Below are 16,627 nucleotides of genomic sequence, written 5' to 3'. Positions count from 1 at the left end.
TGAGGCTCCTCTGAGGTGGGGAAATGTGAGCCTTGACACTCCGGTTGGGTGCCCCTACCGTCGCGGGTAATCGATTTCTCGACATGGGGCGGGGCCGAGAGGGCGGGGCATGGGCGACGGCGGCGTCGCGCTGGCCGAGCTGGCCGGCGTCAGCAAGACCTACGGCGGGGTGCGTGCCCTGGGCGCGGTGGATTTCACCGCGGCGAAGGGGGAGGTGCACGCGCTGCTCGGCGAGAACGGGGCAGGCAAGTCCACGCTGCTCAAGATCTTGTCCGGGGAGATCGCCGCGGGGGGAGGGGCGATCCGGATCGCGGGGGAGGCGGTCCGGTTCGCCCGTCCGGCCGACGCGCGCCGCGCCGGGGTCGCGATGATCCACCAGGAACTCGACCTCGTGCCCGCGCTTTCCGTGGCGGAGAACGTCTTTCTCGGCCGGGAACCGCACACCCGCGCCGGCACAGTCGACCGGCGGCGGATGCTCGAGCGGACGCGCGAGGTGCTGGAGCGCTCCGGCGTCGACCTGGATCCGCGCACGCCGGTCGAACGGCTGCGCACCGGCGAACAGCAGCTCGTCACTATCGCGAAAGCGCTGTCGCTGGACGCGCGGATCCTGCTGATGGACGAACCCACGTCGGCGCTGTCGCCGCGCGAGGTCGAGCGGCTGTTCACGGTCATCGACCAGCTGCGCGCCGACGGGGCGGCGATCGTCTACGTGTCGCACCGAATGGACGAGATCGGCCGGGTCGCGGACCGGGCGACGGTGCTGCGCAACGGCGAGGTCGTGGCGGAGTTCAGCGCGGCGGAGCTGACCGCTGACCGGGCCGCGGAGGCGATGGTGGGCCGTCCGGTGCACCTGATGTTCCGCGCGGACAGCGTGTCCGGGCCGGAGCAGGACGACGTCCTGCGCGTGGAGGATCTCGTGGTGCGGCCGCGGGCCGGACGGCGGGAGCCGGACGGGATCAGCCTCACGGTGCGGGCCGGGGAGATCGTCGGTCTCGCCGGGCTGCTCGGTTCCGGGCGGACCGAACTGCTGGAGACGCTGTACGGCGCGTCCGGCGGCAAGATCGTCAGCGGCCGGATTTTCCTGCGCGGCAACGAGTTCCGTCCTCGCTCGCCGCGCCGGTCGCTGCGGTCGGGGATCGCGTTCGTGCCCGAGGACCGGCGGATCGCCGGGCTCGCGCTGGAGCATTCCGTCGTGGCGAACACCGTTCTGTCCATTGTGGACCGGCTGGCCCGGTTCGGGGTCGTGCCCGGACGGCGCGAGCGTGCGGTGGCCGGGGAGGAAGCGGGGCGGCTCGGGGTGAAACTCGGGTCGCTCGCCGATCCGGTGGGCTCGCTGTCCGGCGGGAACCAGCAGAAAGTGGTGCTGGGGCGGGCTTTGCTCACCGGACCGGGGCTGCTGTTGCTGGACGAGCCGACGCGCGGGGTCGATGTCGGGGCGAAGGCGGAGATCTACCGGCTGCTCGGCGAGGCCGCGCGCAGCGGCGTCGGGGTGCTGCTGGCGTCGTCGGAACCGGCGGAGCTGGTCGGGGTGTGCGATCGCGTGGTGGTGCTGCGGGGCGGGCGCAGCGTGCACGAACTGGACACGGCCAGTGCCGGCGAGGCGGAGCTGCTCGCCGCGTCGATGGGAGACGTCCGGTGAACGGGCGTTCCGTGCTGGCCGCGGTGTTCCGGTTCCAGAGCGTCTTCGGGCTGGTGCTCGTCTTCGCCGCCGCGATCGTGTTTTCCCCGCACCGCGACGGGGAGCTGGTGTTTCTCGGCAGCGGCAACTTGTTCAACGTCGTCCGCGCGATTTCGGAGATCGGCATCATCGCGGTCGGCATGACGCTGGTGATCCTGGTCGGCGGCATCGACCTGTCGGTGGGCTCGGTGATGGGGCTGGCCAGCGTCGGCGTCGCGCTGCTGCTCACCAGCGGAGGCTGGGGGCTGGTGCCGGGCGTGCTGGTGATTCTCGCGCTCGGCTTCGGTTTCGGCCTGCTGCAAGGGATCGCCAGCGCGCGGTTCCGGATCCAGTCGTTCATCGTGACGCTCGCCGGGATGCAGATCGCCCGCGGGATCGCGCGGATGTGGTCCGGCGGCGAGGGCGTTTCGATCACCTACGGCGACGGTCCCGGGCAGGCTCCGGTGCCGTTTTCGCTGCTGGGCGAGCGGACGTTCGGCGGCGTGGTGCCGATCCCGGCGCTGTTCTTCGTGGTCGTCGCGGCGCTGGCGGTGCTCGTGCTGCGGGCGAGCGCGTTCTCTCGGCACGTGTACGCGATCGGCGGCAACGAGAAGGCGGCGGTGCTGTCCGGGGTGCCGGTGATCCGGGTGAAAGTGCTGGTCTTCGGGCTGTGCGGGCTGCTCGCCGCGCTGGCCGGGATCGTGCACGCGGGACAGTACAACTTCGGCGGCCCCAATGACGGCACCGGCTACGAGCTGAACGCCATCGCGGCCGTCGTGATCGGCGGGACCAGCCTGTCCGGCGGGCGCGGGTCGGTGTCCGGCACCGTCGCGGGCGCCTTGCTGGTCGGCGTGCTCGACAACATTCTCCAGCTCAACGACATCGATGCGAACGTCCAGCTGATCGTGGTCGGCGTGGTGATCGTGCTCGCCGCGGGCTTGCAGCGGCTGCGCCCGGCCACGGTCTAGACGTTCGGGGAGAGAGGCGCAATGTCCGGCATCCTCCGCGGCGGGGCGGTCCTGGCGGGGCTCGCCCTCGTCGCTGCTTGCGGCACCACGCACGAAAACGCGCCGGGAGCGTCGTCCGGCACCGCGCCGGCGGCGAAACAATGCCGCGGCCCGAGCGGGAAATACAAAATCGGGATGAGCCAGGCGAATCTCGCCGAACCGTACCGGGTCCGGATGGACGACGACGTCCGCAAGGCCGCTGCTGGTGTGCCGCAGTTCAGCGTCAGCTACGCCGACGCCGCGCAGGACAACGCGAAACAGGTCGAGCAGGTCAACACCTTCCTGACCCAGGGCATCGACCTGCTGATCATCAGCCCGAACGAGGCGACGCCGCTGACCGGCGTGGTCAAGAAAGCGTACGACCAGGGGATTCCGGTGCTCGTGCTGGACCGGAAGGTCGACGGCGACGGGTACACGTCCTTCATCGGCGCGGACAACGTGGACATCGGCCGTCAGGCGGGGAAGTTCTTCGCCGAGAAGCTGCTGCCGCACGGCGGGAAAGTCGTCGAATTGAAGGGGCTCGCCGGGTCGACGCCCGCCAAGGAACGCAGCGACGGATTCAACCAGGGCATTACCGACCGCAACATCACCGTGGTGGGCACCGCGGACGCGGATTGGCTGCGGGACAAGGGACAGCAGCAGGCGGACGCGTTGCTGAAAGCGCATCCGGACGCGCAGGCGATGTTCTCCGAGAACGACCCGATGGCCGAGGGCGCGCGCATCGCCGCGCAGAACGCGGGCCGCGGCGACCTGCCGATCGTCGGCATCGACGGCCTGCCGGTGCCCGAAGGCGGCATCAAGGCGGTGGAAGCCGGCCGGTTGTCGGCGACGTTCCTTTATCCCACCGGCGGCAAGGAAGCCGTTGCGGCGGCGAAGAAACTTCTCGTCGACTGCCAGCCGGTGCCCAAGACGCAGACCCTGCCCACCCGCCTGGTGACGCGCGACAACGCGGCCCAGGTCTACGCCGAACTGAACCGGAGCTGACCTATGGCGCGAATCGGCGTCCTCGCCGTCTCCGACGGACGCGACCACGTGCACCGGCGGAACACCGGCTTCATCCGGTCCAAAGCAGACGAGTTCACCGCCGCCCTGACCGCGGCGGGCCACGACGTCGTCACCGGAGGACTGGTCGCCACCAACACCACGGCGACGGCGGCCGCGCGCTCGGTCGCCGCGAGTTCTGTGGACGTGACAGTGCTGTACTACGCGGTGTGGGCGTTCCCGCACTTCACCATGCTGGCCGCGGACGCGACACCGGGCCCCCTGTTGCTGGTCGCGAGCACCGACCCGACCGAGCCCGGCCTGGTCGGGATGCTCGCCGCCGGGGGCGCGCTCGACCAGATCGGCCGTACGCACACCCGCTTGTGGGGCTCGCCTTCGGACCCGGAGCTGATCTCCGAAGTCGGTGCCCACGCGAGCGCCGCGGCGGCTGTCGGATCGCTGCGCGGTGCGACGTTCGGCCGCTTCGGCGGGCGTCCGATGGGGATGAATACGGCGGTGGCCAATACCGATCAGTGGATGCGTCAATTCGGCGTGGACGTCGAGGAAATCGACCAGTACGAATTGGTCCGCCGCGCGGAATCCGGTGGTGCGGCCGAAGCCGCGCACGGCCGGGAATGGCTGGAACGGCATGCCACCGTGCATTACGACGGGGATCGGCTCACCCCGGAATTGCTGGAACGCCAGCTGCGCCTTTACCTGGCCGTGCGCGATGTCGCGGCTGAACGGCACCTGGACTTCTCCGGGATCAAAGCGCAACCGGAATTGACCGAGCATTTCGCGACCGCTGATGTCGCCGAGGCGCTGCTCAACGATCCCTACGACTGGAACGGCCCCAAGGCCGTGCACGTCACCGCGACCGAAGCGGACATGGACGGCGCGCTGACCATGCAGTTGATGCACCGGATCACCGGCACGCCGGTGCTGTTCGCCGACGTTCGGCATTACCATCCGGACCGGGACGTGTGGGATCTGTGCAATTCGGGCCAGCACGCGACGTGGTTCGCCGCGCGGAGCGAGGACCCGGCCGAGAATCTGGCCAAGGTGCATTTGTATCCAGAGGTCTTCTTCTTTCCGGCGGGCGGTGCTTCGGTGCAGCACATCGCCGCTCCCGGGCGGATGACGTTGGCGCGGTTGAGCCGGTTGTCCGGGGATTACCGGATGCAGCTGGTGCTGGGGGAATTCGAGAATTACGACGAGCGGACTACGGAAGAATTGGTGTCCCGCTCGACGCGGGAATGGCCGCACGCATTCGCGCGGCTGGACGTGGCGGCGGAGACGTTCTTGTCGCGTTTTGGGGCGAATCATGTGCATGCGGTGCCCGGGGACCGGCGGAGGGAATTGCGGGCGGCGGCTCGGTTGATGGGGGTGCGGGTGGAGGAGTGGAGCCGGTGAGCGGTTGACCGGCGGCCGCGGGGAGGCTGGTCTCGTTCTGGCTTCGCGGCTTAGGTGAACCGCTGTCGGCCAAGGGCTGCTGTGGGCGTTGGGGGTCAGCGGGCTCGGGTGGCTCGGGTTCGGTGCGGCCTGTTCTGGCTGGGCCTCGGCAGGAGTTTCGGCGAGGTGGTGTGTGCCTGGGGCCTGGTGATGTCGTTCGCGCCTGGTGGTTGCTGGTGACGTGGTCCGTGCTTGGCGGGGTGCTGTTTGCGTCCGGCCGGTCGGTGTTCTGGGCCATTGCTCCCGCCGGGGCCTCGGCAGCGGTTTCGGCGAGGCCGTTCGTGCCTGGCCGGTCGTTGCGGATGCCGTTCGTGCCTGGCGGGTTGCTGGTGAGGTGGTCCGCGCCTCGCTGGTTGCTGCTGATGCGGTTCGCAGCCAGCCGGTCACTGTTCGGGGGTCGTTGGTTCTGCCATCGTTCGCAATTGTCTTCGGCACCCTCGGAATGCACCGGGACCGGCTGCTGGTGGACGTCGCGGCCGTTCGTCCCCGGCCTGTGGCTGGGTATCTGGCGCTTGCGCTCGGAGCGGCCCGGCTCATCGGCGTGGCGACGGTGCCTTGATCTATCGAGGGGGCGGCGCGCATCGTGCTGTCGCAGTTTGCGTGACGGCATCCGGCCTGTATCCGCGAATCGAGTCGCCGCGCGGTCTTGAACCGTTTCGGCCCGGCCGATTTTCGCTCTCGTTTCAACGACGAAAACCGGACTCTCCGTCGTCTCCGTCGAACTCGGGCATAGTCGGCTCCACGATCGTGGCTGCTCGTTTCCGCAGGTAGCAGCCGGTCCCGTCCAGCTCGGGGCGTGGCGCGGGCACTGCCCGATCCTGCTGTCAATGCTGCCCTTGCGTAGTCAACTGAGACGTAGATCTCCACCGTTGGAGTGAAAATTGCCCAGTTGGGCAGCTTAGGCTCTTACGGCGCGTTACTACTTGAGAAACATTCACTTCGGTCCGGACAGGTTCGCGACCGGATAACGAGGGAGGCGCCGTCGTGGAAACCGAACCGCAGGTCGTCCGCGCGACGATCATCTTCGGGCTGCGCACGTTCGGGTCCGTCCCGCTGCCGGTGCGCGCCGATGTGGAATACGACCCGGCGGATCCGTTCGCGGTGTCGGTCGGCTATCACGCCGGAGGCGGTGTCGTGCGCTGGCTGTTCGGGCGCGACCTGCTGGCCGACGGCCTGCTCGCCCCGGCGGGCGACGGCGACGTCCAGGTGCGTCCCGCCGCCGACGACAGCCGGGTGCTGGTGGAGCTGAACGCCCCGGACGGTTCCGCGGTGCTGGAAGCGGCGGCCAGCGAGCTCGCCGACTTCCTCGACCGCACCTACGACGAGGTCCCGGTCGGCTTCGAAGACCGGTGCTTCGACTTCGACGAGGAACTGGCGAAGCTCGCCCTGCGCGACTGACAGTCCACAGTGGACGCCCGCGTGAGCGAAGGGCGGTCGGCTCTTGAGCAGGCGGACTGATCTGCCGCAAGGGCGGCCGGGGCACGGTCGCCGCGCGGATCGGCGGGTGGAGCGCGAGCCGCGCAAGCGAGGGTTGGGCCCCCGCCGGTGGGCGGTTCGGCTCGGCACCATCCGGCTCGGTGGTTGGAGTGTGAGTGGTCCGAGCGAGGGTGTGCTCCCGCTGGTGAGCGGTTCAGCTCAGCATCACCCGGCTCGATGATTGGAGTGCGAGCGAGGGTGCGCCCCCGTTGGTGGGTGGTTCGGCTCAGCGCCGCCCGGCTCGGTGGTTGGAGTGCGAACGAGGGTGTGCTCCGACTGGTGGGCGGTTCGGCTCGGCACAGTCCGACTCAATGGTTGGAGTGCGAGCCGCGTGCATTCGCCGGAGAGTCAGGCCGCTCGGCCGCTGTCGGCGGTTCAGTTCAGCTCTGCCCGAATCGATAGTCCAAGTCGCCTGCCGTGCCGTGCTCGCTCGAAGTGCGAATCGATGACCGCCGAGCGCGCAGGCTTCATCAGGCCGCATGCACTGGAGTTTTCTCAGCAAGCAGGTGCGGTGCCCGGCGTCCCTCACGGACCACGCAGCCATGCCACCAAGCCGGACAACGCCCCGCATCCCGATGCGAAGCTACGCGCGACCGCTGCTGAGAAAACCTCCCTGCAGCCGAACGCCGCACAAGTAAGCCGCGAAAGTCGAGCGGCTAACCGTCCCGGGCGAGGCGGACGAGCCGGGCATCCCCCGCTCAGGTGTCCCCGTGAGTGAACGGCCGATGAACGAATCCCCGCACCCGCCGCATAAATCGGCACTACGCCAATAGTCCGCAAGGCAGACTCAATCACAGCGCAATCCGGCGACCACATCGAGAAACCGAGCCCCCGAACAGGCAGACGCAATCGCCACGCACCCCGGCGACCGCCTCGAGAGACCAAGCCCCGAACAGGCGGACTCAGCCTCCCCGGGGGTGAACCCGGGTTGACCGCACTGGCAGAACGCGTACGGTCGCCAGTGTTGGCTGTTGTCCAGAACCACTGCGGTCAGCGCCCCCAGCAGGTCTCTGCGAAAGGAGCGCAAAGCCATGGGTGTCCCTCTTTCCGGCGCCACCGCGCCGATGGATTTGACTATTCGCGCGGCGAGGCGGCCGGACTCGATCCATCTCGCCCTGGCCGGTGATCTCGACGCCGCCACCGCGCACGTTTTCGCCGCGGCGGTCGCGCCGTTGCGCGGGCCGGTGGTCGTCGACCTGTCCGAGATCGGGTTTTTGAGCTGCGCGGGTGTTCGCGCCCTGCTCGACGCGCACGAGCGGATTCCGTCGTTCGCGATCGTGCCTGGCGAGGCGCATTCGGTGCGGCGCTGTCTGTCGGTGACCGGCGCGGGCGCGATCCTGCGCGTGCGCGAGACGGTCGCCGCCTGATCGTGCGAGTGCGAGTTTCACCGCCGCGACCCCCGGGTAGGCCGCCGACATGACGATCGAGACGAACCGCGTTCCGCAGCTCGAACTCAATAACGGCGTCCGGATTCCGCAGTTCGGCCTGGGCGTCTTCCAGATTCCGCCGGAGGAAACGGCTTCGGCGGTGCGCGAGGCGCTGGAGGCCGGGTACCGGCATCTGGACACGGCGCAGATGTACCGCAACGAAGAAGGCGTCGGCGAGGGCATCCGCGATTCCGGCGTGCCGCGCGAAGAAATCTTCGTCACCACGAAGCTGGCGAACGACGCGCAGGGCCACGACAACGCGATCAACGCGATGGAGGGCAGCCTGCAACGGCTGGGCCTCGATTACGTCGACCTGTACCTGATCCACTGGCCGCTGCCGCACCAGGACAAGTACGTCGCCACCTGGCACGGCTTCGAGGAACTGCTGCGCGCCGGGAAAGCCCGCGCGATCGGGGTGTCGAACTTCCAGATCGCGCACCTGGAACGGCTGGCCGCCGAGTCGGCGACGGTGCCCGCCGTCAACCAGATCGAACTGCATCCCGCGCTGCAGCAACCGGACCTGCGCGCCTACCACCAGGCGCACGGCATCGTGACCGAGGCGTGGAGCCCGCTCGCCCAGGGCGAGGTGCTCGAAGACCCGCTGCTGGCCGAACTGGCCGAAAAACACGGCAAAACGCCCGCTCAGATCGTGCTGCGCTGGCACGTGCAGCTCGGCAACGTCGTGTTCCCGAAGTCGTCGTCGCCGAAGCGGATGCGGGAGAACATCGACATCTTCGACTTCTCTCTCAGCGACAGCGACCTGGACGTTCTCAGCGGCCTCGACGAGGGCCGCCGGACCGGCTTCGATCCGGACACCTTCGAAGGCTGAACCAGAACGCCCCGCCGTCCGTTGTCTCCAGTGAGGAGGGAGGCAGCGTGCGACTGTCCTGTTTCGTGGTGCCCGGCGACGTCGACGACCGCAGCGTGCCCAGCGGCGGCAATACCTACGACCGGCGCGTCGCCGAGCACCTGCCGGTCCGGTTGCGGCCGGTCGAGGGTGCCTGGCCAGACCCGGACGAGGCCGCGAAGCGCGAGCTGGACCGGGCCTTGGCCGAGGTTCCCGAGGGCGCGAAGGTGCTGCTCGACGGCCTGGTCGCCTGCGGAGTGCCCGACGTCCTCGCCCCGCACGCGGACCGGATCGAGCTGGCTGTCCTCGTCCATCTGCCGTTGGCGGACGACAGCCCGCACCGCGCGGCCGACCTCGACGCCCTCGAGCGGAAGGCACTCCAGCTGGCGCGCCAGGTCATCGTCACCAGCCCAGCCGCCGCCCGCGCCGTCGAGAAGCGGCACGGCCTCGCCACCGTCCACATCGCACCGCCCGGGACCGATCCGGCGCCGCGGGCGGCCGGGACCGACGGGGTGTCCCAGCTGATCTGCGTCGCCGCGGTGACCCCGCGCAAGGGGCAGCATGTTCTCATCGAAGCACTGTCCGAAGTGGACGATCTGCGGGTGGACTTCGTCGGCTCACGCACCCGAAACCCGGCCTACGCCAACACCTTGAGCCACTCCCGAGCCCGCTTCACTGGTCCTCTTGAGGGGGCAGCGCTCAAAGCCGCCTACCACCGAGCTGATCTGCTGGTCCTGCCCTCGCACGCCGAGACCTACGGCATGGTCGTCACCGAAGCGCTCGCACGCGGGATCCCGGTGGTGGCCTCGGACGTCGGCGGCGTACCGGACGCCCTCGGCCGCGCACCGGGCGGCGAGCAACCCGGCCTCCTCGTCCCGCCTGGCGACCCGGCTGCGCTGGCGGCCGCGCTCCGAAGCTGGCGTGATGACCCTGACCTGCGGAAACGACTCCGGGAGGCGGCTGTCGCGAGAACGCGAACCCTGGAGGGGTGGCCTGCAGCGGCGGCGAGGCTGGGCGAAATCCTGGCGGTGTCGTGATGCGGTGGCTGCGACTGCTGGCCGGGGCCGTGCTCATCGCCGCCTTGTGGTGGCGGCTCGGCACCGGGGCGTTCGCCGGTGGCCTGCGCGCACTCGGGCCGGGACCGATCGCGATAGCCCTGGTCATCGGGGTGGTGACCACGCTCGCCAGTGCCGCACGTTGGCGGCTGGTCGCGGCGCGGCTCGGCCTGCGGCTGCCGTTTCGCGAAGCCGTCGGCGATTACTACGGCGCGCAGTTCCTCAACGGCGTCCTGCCCGCGGGGGTGCTCGGCGATGTCCATCGCGCGATCCAGCACGGACGACGGTCGGGCGACGTCGGTCGCGGCGTTCGGGCGGTCGTCCTCGAACGCGCCGCGGGGCAAACCGTGGTGGTGGCCGCCGGGCTGGCTGTCGTGGTTTCCCGGCCGGAGCTGCTTCCGCGTCAGGTGCTGATCTGCCTGGGGATCGTGGTGGTGACGCTGATCGTGGTGGCAGCGGCGATGCGGCAACGGCTGCGGCACGTCTGGGCGGCCGACATCCGGACCGGCGTGCTCGAAGCGTGGCCCGGCGTCGCCGGGTGGTCGCTGGTGGCGGTGGCCGGGCATCTGACGCTGTTCGTGGTCGCCGCCCGCGCGGCTGGCGCGACCGCGCCGTTGAGCGTCCTGCTGCCGCTGCTCGTGCTCGCGTTGCTGGCAATGGGCATGCCGTTGAACGTCGGCGGGTTCGGTCCGCGCGAGGGCGTCGCGGCGGTCTCGTTCGCCGCCGCCGGGCTGGGCGCGGAGCAGGGCGTGTCGGTCGCGGTCGGGTACGGCGTGCTCGGTCTCGTCTCAACGCTCCCCGGCGGTGCGGTTCTCGCGCTCCGCCGGGTGATCCGGCGGCCGGGACCGGACGCCCGGCCGGTATCGTCCGGCCGGTGGGGGCTTTTCGGGGGATTCGGCGACGATGGTTCGCGGCACTGTCCGTCGTCCCCGTTCTGGCCGCGTCGGCCTGTGCGTCTTCGGTCGCGGCGATCAGCCGGGCAGGCGACGTCGTGCACACCGCTGCCGGTGCCGTCCGCGGCAGTGTCGCTCCCGGTCACCGGCTCTTCCAGGGCATTCCGTACGCGGCCGCCCCTGTCGGCGAGCGGCGCTGGCGGCCGCCCGCCCCGGCCGAGCCCTGGACGGGGGAGCGCGACGCCACTAAGCCAGGACCTCGCTGTCCACAGGCCGCCAGTGGAGCCCTGACCAGCGAGGACTGCCTCTACCTGAACGTCTGGACCCCGCCGGCCGGCGAGACCGGGCGGCCGGTCCTGGTCTGGCTGCACGGCGGCGCGTTCCTCAGCGGCGGTGGCGACCGCTACGGAGCCGGACGGCTCGTCGAGCGCGGCGACGCGGTGGTCGTCACGCTCAACTACCGGCTCGGCGCGCTCGGCTTCCTCGCCGACCCGGCGCTGGGCCCGGAACCGGGGAACTACGGCTTCCTCGACCAGCAGCAGGCGCTGCGGTGGGTGCGCGACAACATCGAAGCCTTCGGCGGCGATCCGAACCAGGTGACGATCGCGGGGGAGTCCGCGGGCGGGATGTCGGTGTGCGACCACCTCGTCGCCCCCGGCTCGCGCGGGCTGTTCCGGGCCGCGATCATCCAAAGTGGACCGTGCCAGGCGCAGGCCACGCTGCCCGCCGCCGAACGCAAGAGCGTCGAGTACGCCGCCGCACGCGGTTGTACGAACCGCGCGACCGCCGCGGAATGCCTGCGGGCGTTGCCAGTCAAGAAACTCCTCGCCGCCCCTGCCTACGGTTCGATCGCGGGCATCGAGATGCCGGGGCCGGTCACCGGCGGTTCGGTGCTGCCCGGCAAGGTTCCCGCGACCCCGGTGCCGGTCCTGTTGGGCACGACGCACGACGAGTTCACGTATTTCCTCGCCGAGCAGGCGGCAGCCGGGCGCGAAGTCACGCGGCACGGTTATCCGCAAGCGCTGGCCAACGTCTTCCCGAACGCGGCGGCAGTCGCTCGCAAATACCCGGTGGATGCGTTCAGCGGCAACGCTTCCCTCGCGTACGCGGCCGCTGTCACGGACTGGGCGTTCGCCTGCCCGACCGCGCGGCTCGCCAGCTCGCTGCCGAGCGTGTCCACTTACGAGTTCAACGACCCGACCTCCCCGGCGGCGGCCGAGCTGCGCGCACCGTTCCCGCTCGGGGCCACGCACACCGCGGAACTGCCGTACCTGTTCGATTTCGCTGAGCAGCCAACAGCTTTCACCCTGGCGCAGCAACGGCTGGCGGACCGGATGGTGGACGACTGGACGGCGTTCGTCCGCGGCGGTCCGGCCGGGCAGGCGGTGGCGTACCGGCCGGGTGGAGCACAGCCGTTGACCGGATTCGCGAAAGATCACCACTGCGGCTTCTGGGCGTCACTACGCTGACCGGATGACCGTGCGCGCCGAAGACCTCGACGAAGCCCTTGCCCGCGTATCCGCCGCTCTCGAACCCGCCACCGGCGGCGACTGGACGCGTCCGGCGGGCGATCTCGACTGGGATTGCCGTTACACCGCGGAGCATCTCGGCGACACACTCCTGTCCTACGCCGCCCAGGTCGTGAGCCGCCCGGCAGACCGTTACGTGCGCTTCTTCGCCAAAACCGACGCCGACGCGTCCCCGGCCGAACTGCTCGAATTCGCGCTGACCGGCGGTCGCCTGCTCGCCGCCGCGGTCCGGAACAGCCGGCCGGACGAACGCGCTTACCACCCGACCGGCCGCTCCGATCCGGCCGGTTTCGCCGCGATGGGCTGTGTGGAACTGCTGCTGCACGGCGACGACATCGCCCGGGGCCTCGGCGTCGCCATCGATCCGCCGCGCGAGGTCTGCGCCCGCGTCGTCGCCCGGCTTTTCCCCGAGCAGGGGCCGATTCCCGACGCTTGGGACGCGCTGCGCTGGTGCGCCGGCCGGATCGACCTGCCCGGACGGCCCCGGCGGACCGGCTGGAAGTGGCGAGGCAGCCCGGCCGGGGACCTCGCGGTTCCCGAGGAGTGAACACGCCTGCCCGCGGGGTGGTCACATCCGGTAGTCTTGACCACCAGGTCGAGAGGCGCTGCAACGGACCGGTGGTCCGCCACGCTCGGCCGGCACCACCATCCAAGGGCGCCTCCGTGGACTCATGCGGAGGTGGCGATGACCCAGAACCTGCGGAACCTGCTCGACCAGCGCGTCGTCGTGCTCGACGGGGCCTGGGGCACGATGCTGCAGGGCGCCGGTCTCGCTCCCGAGGACTACCGGGCGGACTGGCTCGAAGGGCACGAGAAGGACGTCACCGGCGACCCGGACCTGCTGAACCTCACGCGGCCGGACGTCGTGCTCGACGTGCACCGCCAGTACCTCGCCGCGGGCGCGGACATCACCACCACCAACACGTTCACCGCCACCAGCATCGGCCAGGCCGACTACGGGCTGCAGGACCGGGTGCGCGAGATGAACCTGCGTGCAGCGGAACTCGCGCGCCAGGCCGCGGACGAGTTCGGCGACCGGTTCGTGGCCGGGTCGATCGGCCCGCTCAACGTCACGCTGTCGCTGTCGCCGCGCGTCGAGGACCCGGCGTACCGCGCGGTCACCTATGAAGACGTCAAAGCCGCCTACGCCGAGCAGATCAAGGCGCTCGCCGACGGCGGCGTCGACCTGCTGCTGATCGAGACGATCTTCGACACCCTCAACTGCAAGGCCGCCATCACCGCGGCCCGCGAGGTCGCGCCGCACCTGCCGCTGTGGATTTCGGTGACCATCGTCGACCTGTCCGGACGCACCCTGTCCGGGCAGACCGTCGAGGCGTTCTGGACGTCGATCGCGCACGCGCGCCCGCTGGTCGTCGGCGTCAACTGTTCGCTCGGTGCCGCTGAAATGCGCCCGCACGTGGAAGAACTGGCGAAACTCGCCGACACTTACACCGCCTGCCACCCGAACGCGGGCTTGCCCAACGCCTTCGGCGGCTACGACCAGACGCCCGAGGAGACCGGCGGCATGCTCGGCGAGTTCGCCGGGGCCGGGATGGTCAACATCGTCGGCGGCTGCTGCGGCACCTCGCCCGCGCACATCGCGAAGATCGCCGAGGCGGTCAAGGGGCTTCCGCCGCGGCCGGTGCCCGCGCACGAGCCGAGCACGCGGTTCTCCGGGCTCGAGCCGTTCAAGATCGGCGCGGACACCGGGTTCGTGATGATCGGCGAGCGCACCAACGTCACCGGCTCGGCGAAGTTCCGCAGGCTGATCGAGGCGGGCGACCACCAGGCGGCCGTCGACGTCGCGCTGGAGCAGGTCCGCGGCGGCGCGAACCTGCTCGACGTCAACTTCGACGCCGACCTGCTCGAATCCGAGCGGGAGATGACGACCTTCCTCAACCTGATCGCCACCGAGCCCGAGGTCGCGCGCATCCCGGTGATGATCGACAGTTCGCGCTGGAGCGTGCTGGAAGCCGGGCTCCGCTGCGTGCAGGGCAAGGGCGTGGTCAACTCGATCAGCCTCAAGGAGGGCGAGGGCCCGTTCCTGGAGCAGGCCCGGCGCATCCACGACTATGGCGCCGGGGTCGTGGTGATGGCGTTCGACGAGAAGGGCCAGGCCGACACCGTCGAGCGCAAGGTCGAAATCTGTGCCCGCGCCTACGATCTGCTCACCCGCGAGGCCGGTTTCGCCGGCGAGGACATCATTTTCGACCCGAACGTGCTCGCCGTCGCCACCGGCATCAGCGAGCACAACGGGTACGCGAAGGCGTTCATCGAAGCGCTGCCGCTGATCAAGGAGCGCTGCCCGGGCGCGCACACCTCCGGCGGCATCTCGAACCTGTCGTTCTCCTTCCGCGGCAACAACGTCGTGCGCGAGGCGATGCACTCGGCGTTCTTGTTCCACGCCGTGCGCGCCGGGCTCGACATGGGCATCGTCAACGCCGGCCAGCTCGCGGTGTACGAGGACATCCCGAAGGATCTGCTGGAACTGGTCGAGGACGTCCTGTTCGACCGCCGCCCGGACGCCACCGACCGGCTCGTGGAGTTCGCCGAGACGGTCAAGGGCAGCGGCACCAAGCGCGTCGTCGACCTGTCCTGGCGCGACAATCCGGTGGCGGAACGGCTTTCGCACGCGCTGGTGCACGGCATCGTGGACTTCATCGAGGAGGACACCGAGGAGGCCCGGCAGCAGTTCGCCCGGCCGCTCGAGGTCATCGAGGGCCCGCTGATGGACGGCATGAAGATCGTCGGCGACCTCTTCGGCTCTGGGAAGATGTTCCTGCCGCAGGTCGTGAAGAGCGCGCGGGTGATGAAGCGTTCGGTGGCCTATCTCGAGCCGTACATGGAGGCGGAGAAGGCGAAAATGGCGGCGGAAGGTCGCATCGACACCTCGCGCGGAAACGGCAAGGTCGTGCTCGCCACGGTGAAGGGCGACGTGCACGACATCGGCAAGAACATCGTCGGCGTCGTGCTGGGCTGCAACAACTACGAGGTGATCGACCTCGGCGTGATGGTGCCCGCCGCGAAGATTCTCGACACCGCGGTGGCCGAGCACGCGGACGTCGTCGGGCTGTCCGGGCTGATCACGCCGTCGCTGGACGAGATGGTGTCGGTCGCGCAGGAAATGCAGCGGCGCGGGCTGAAATTGCCGCTGCTGATCGGCGGCGCGACGACGTCGAAGCAGCACACCGCGGTGAAGATCGCCCCGGCGTACGACCACACGACGGTGCACGTGCTCGACGCTTCGCGGGTGGTCGGCGTGGTGTCCGACCTGCTCGACACCGACCGTGCGGACGCGCTGGACACCGCCAACCGCGCGGAGCAGCAGCGCTTGCGCGTCCAGCACGAAAACCGGCACGCGACGCCGATGCTCACGCTCGAACAGGCCAGGGCGAACGCCGAGAAGGTGTCGTTCGACGAGATCCCGACGCCGGAGTTCACCGGCGTGCGCGTGGTCGAGCCGTCGATTCCGCAGCTGCGCGAGATGATCGACTGGCAGTTCCTGTTCCTGGCCTGGGAACTCAAGGGCAAATACCCGGCGATCCTCGACCAGCCGGTCGCGCGCGAGCTTTTCGACGACGCGAACCAGCTGCTGGACGAGATCATCGAGAACGGCTCGTTCACCGCGCGCGGCGCGTACGCGTTCTGGCCCGCGCATTCCGAGGGCGACGACATCCTGCTCGACGGCGAGTACTCGGACTGGAAGTTCCCGATGCTGCGCCAGCAGACGCAGAAGCCGGACGGCCGCGCGAACCGATGCCTCGCCGATTACATCGCCCCCGCCGGTTTCGGCGACCACCTGGGCGGGTTCGCCGTCGCCATCCACGGCGCGGAGGACCTGGCCGCGCACTACGAGGCCGAACACGACGACTACCGGGCCATCATGGTGAAGGCGCTGGCCGACCGGCTGGCCGAGGCGTTCGCCGAGCACCTGCACCTGGAAGCCCGCCGCCGCTGGTTCGAGCCGGACGCGCAGCCGGACCTGGCGGACCTGCACGCGGAACGCTTCCGCGGCATCCGCCCGGCGCTCGGCTATCCGGCCAGCCCGGACCACAGCGAGAAGAAGGACCTGTTCGAGCTGCTGGGCGCGAAGGAACTGGGGATCGGGCTGACCGAGTCGTACGCGATGACCCCGGCCGCCGCGGTGAGCGGGCTGATCTTCGCGCACCCGGACTCGCGGTACTTCACCGTCGGCCGGCTGGGCCGGGACCAGACGGAGGACTACGCCCGCCGCCGCGGCGAGGAACTGTCCGAAGTGGAGCGGTGGCTGCGGCCCAACCTGGCTTACTGAGGTTTTCTCCTC

The 16,627-nt window shown here is 69.9% G+C and carries 11 protein-coding genes, 1 pseudogene and 1 riboswitch; all 12 genes and pseudogenes read left to right on the top strand.

All coding sequences use genetic code 11. From position 1 onward, the window contains the following. Window positions 1-109: 109 nt before the first annotated feature. The 12 genes and pseudogenes from ACZ63D_RS04515 (at window position 110) to metH (ending at window position 16,615) form a co-directional block, all read left to right on the top strand. Window positions 110-1,639, top strand: a complete 1,530-nt coding sequence (locus tag ACZ63D_RS04515; protein ID WP_465352898.1) for a sugar ABC transporter ATP-binding protein — start codon at window positions 110-112, stop codon at window positions 1,637-1,639. After that, on the top strand, window positions 1,636-2,625 hold the full coding sequence (locus tag ACZ63D_RS04510) for an ABC transporter permease (protein ID WP_465352897.1): 990 nt from the start codon (window positions 1,636-1,638) through the stop codon (window positions 2,623-2,625). The genes ACZ63D_RS04515 and ACZ63D_RS04510 overlap by 4 nt, the downstream gene beginning before the upstream one ends. A 21-nt stretch (window positions 2,626-2,646) precedes the next feature. Next, window positions 2,647-3,648 (top strand): substrate-binding domain-containing protein, encoded by a 1,002-nt coding sequence (locus ACZ63D_RS04505; RefSeq protein WP_465352896.1) that lies wholly within the window; start codon window positions 2,647-2,649, stop codon window positions 3,646-3,648. Between the two features lie 3 nt (window positions 3,649-3,651). Further along, window positions 3,652-5,058 carry an L-fucose/L-arabinose isomerase family protein gene (locus ACZ63D_RS04500; protein ID WP_465352895.1) on the top strand — a complete coding sequence of 469 codons (1,407 nt, stop codon included), beginning with the start codon at window positions 3,652-3,654 and terminating at the stop codon, window positions 5,056-5,058. Between the two features lie 1,023 nt (window positions 5,059-6,081). Then, the gene (locus ACZ63D_RS04495; protein ID WP_465352894.1) at window positions 6,082-6,495 is read left to right on the top strand and encodes an SsgA family sporulation/cell division regulator; all 414 of its coding nucleotides are present in this window, start codon (window positions 6,082-6,084) and stop codon (window positions 6,493-6,495) included. A gap of 1,109 nt (window positions 6,496-7,604) precedes the next feature. Further along, window positions 7,605-7,940 (top strand): STAS domain-containing protein, encoded by a 336-nt coding sequence (locus ACZ63D_RS04490; RefSeq protein ID WP_465352893.1) that lies wholly within the window; start codon window positions 7,605-7,607, stop codon window positions 7,938-7,940. A 49-nt stretch (window positions 7,941-7,989) separates the two neighbouring features. Continuing rightward, on the top strand, window positions 7,990-8,829 hold the full coding sequence (locus ACZ63D_RS04485; RefSeq protein ID WP_465352892.1) for an aldo/keto reductase: 840 nt from the start codon (window positions 7,990-7,992) through the stop codon (window positions 8,827-8,829). Window positions 8,830-8,876: 47 nt separating this feature from the next. After that, window positions 8,877-9,884, top strand: coding sequence for a glycosyltransferase family 4 protein (locus ACZ63D_RS04480; protein WP_465352891.1), 1,008 nt, complete (start codon window positions 8,877-8,879; stop codon window positions 9,882-9,884). Continuing rightward, a pseudogene (locus ACZ63D_RS04475) lies at window positions 9,884-10,693 on the top strand (lysylphosphatidylglycerol synthase transmembrane domain-containing protein); the annotation flags it as partial. The gene ACZ63D_RS04480 and the pseudogene ACZ63D_RS04475, both read left to right, overlap by 1 nt. A gap of 200 nt (window positions 10,694-10,893) precedes the next feature. Next, the gene (locus ACZ63D_RS04470; RefSeq protein ID WP_465352890.1) at window positions 10,894-12,264 is read left to right on the top strand and encodes a carboxylesterase/lipase family protein; all 1,371 of its coding nucleotides are present in this window, start codon (window positions 10,894-10,896) and stop codon (window positions 12,262-12,264) included. 4 nt (window positions 12,265-12,268) lie between these two features. Continuing rightward, window positions 12,269-12,871 carry a maleylpyruvate isomerase family mycothiol-dependent enzyme gene (locus tag ACZ63D_RS04465; protein ID WP_465352889.1) on the top strand — a complete coding sequence of 201 codons (603 nt, stop codon included), beginning with the start codon at window positions 12,269-12,271 and terminating at the stop codon, window positions 12,869-12,871. 44 nt (window positions 12,872-12,915) lie between these two features. Then, window positions 12,916-12,992, top strand: a riboswitch (S-adenosyl-L-homocysteine riboswitch). 17 nt (window positions 12,993-13,009) lie between these two features. After that, on the top strand, window positions 13,010-16,615 hold the full coding sequence (gene metH, locus ACZ63D_RS04460) for a methionine synthase (protein ID WP_465352888.1): 3,606 nt from the start codon (window positions 13,010-13,012) through the stop codon (window positions 16,613-16,615). The last annotated feature ends 12 nt before the right edge of the window (window positions 16,616-16,627 follow it).

It is taken from the genome of Amycolatopsis sp. NPDC104775 (assembly GCF_055583325.1).
Note: the sequence above shows the minus strand (reverse complement) of the source record. Positions and strands in the feature narration are given on the sequence as shown.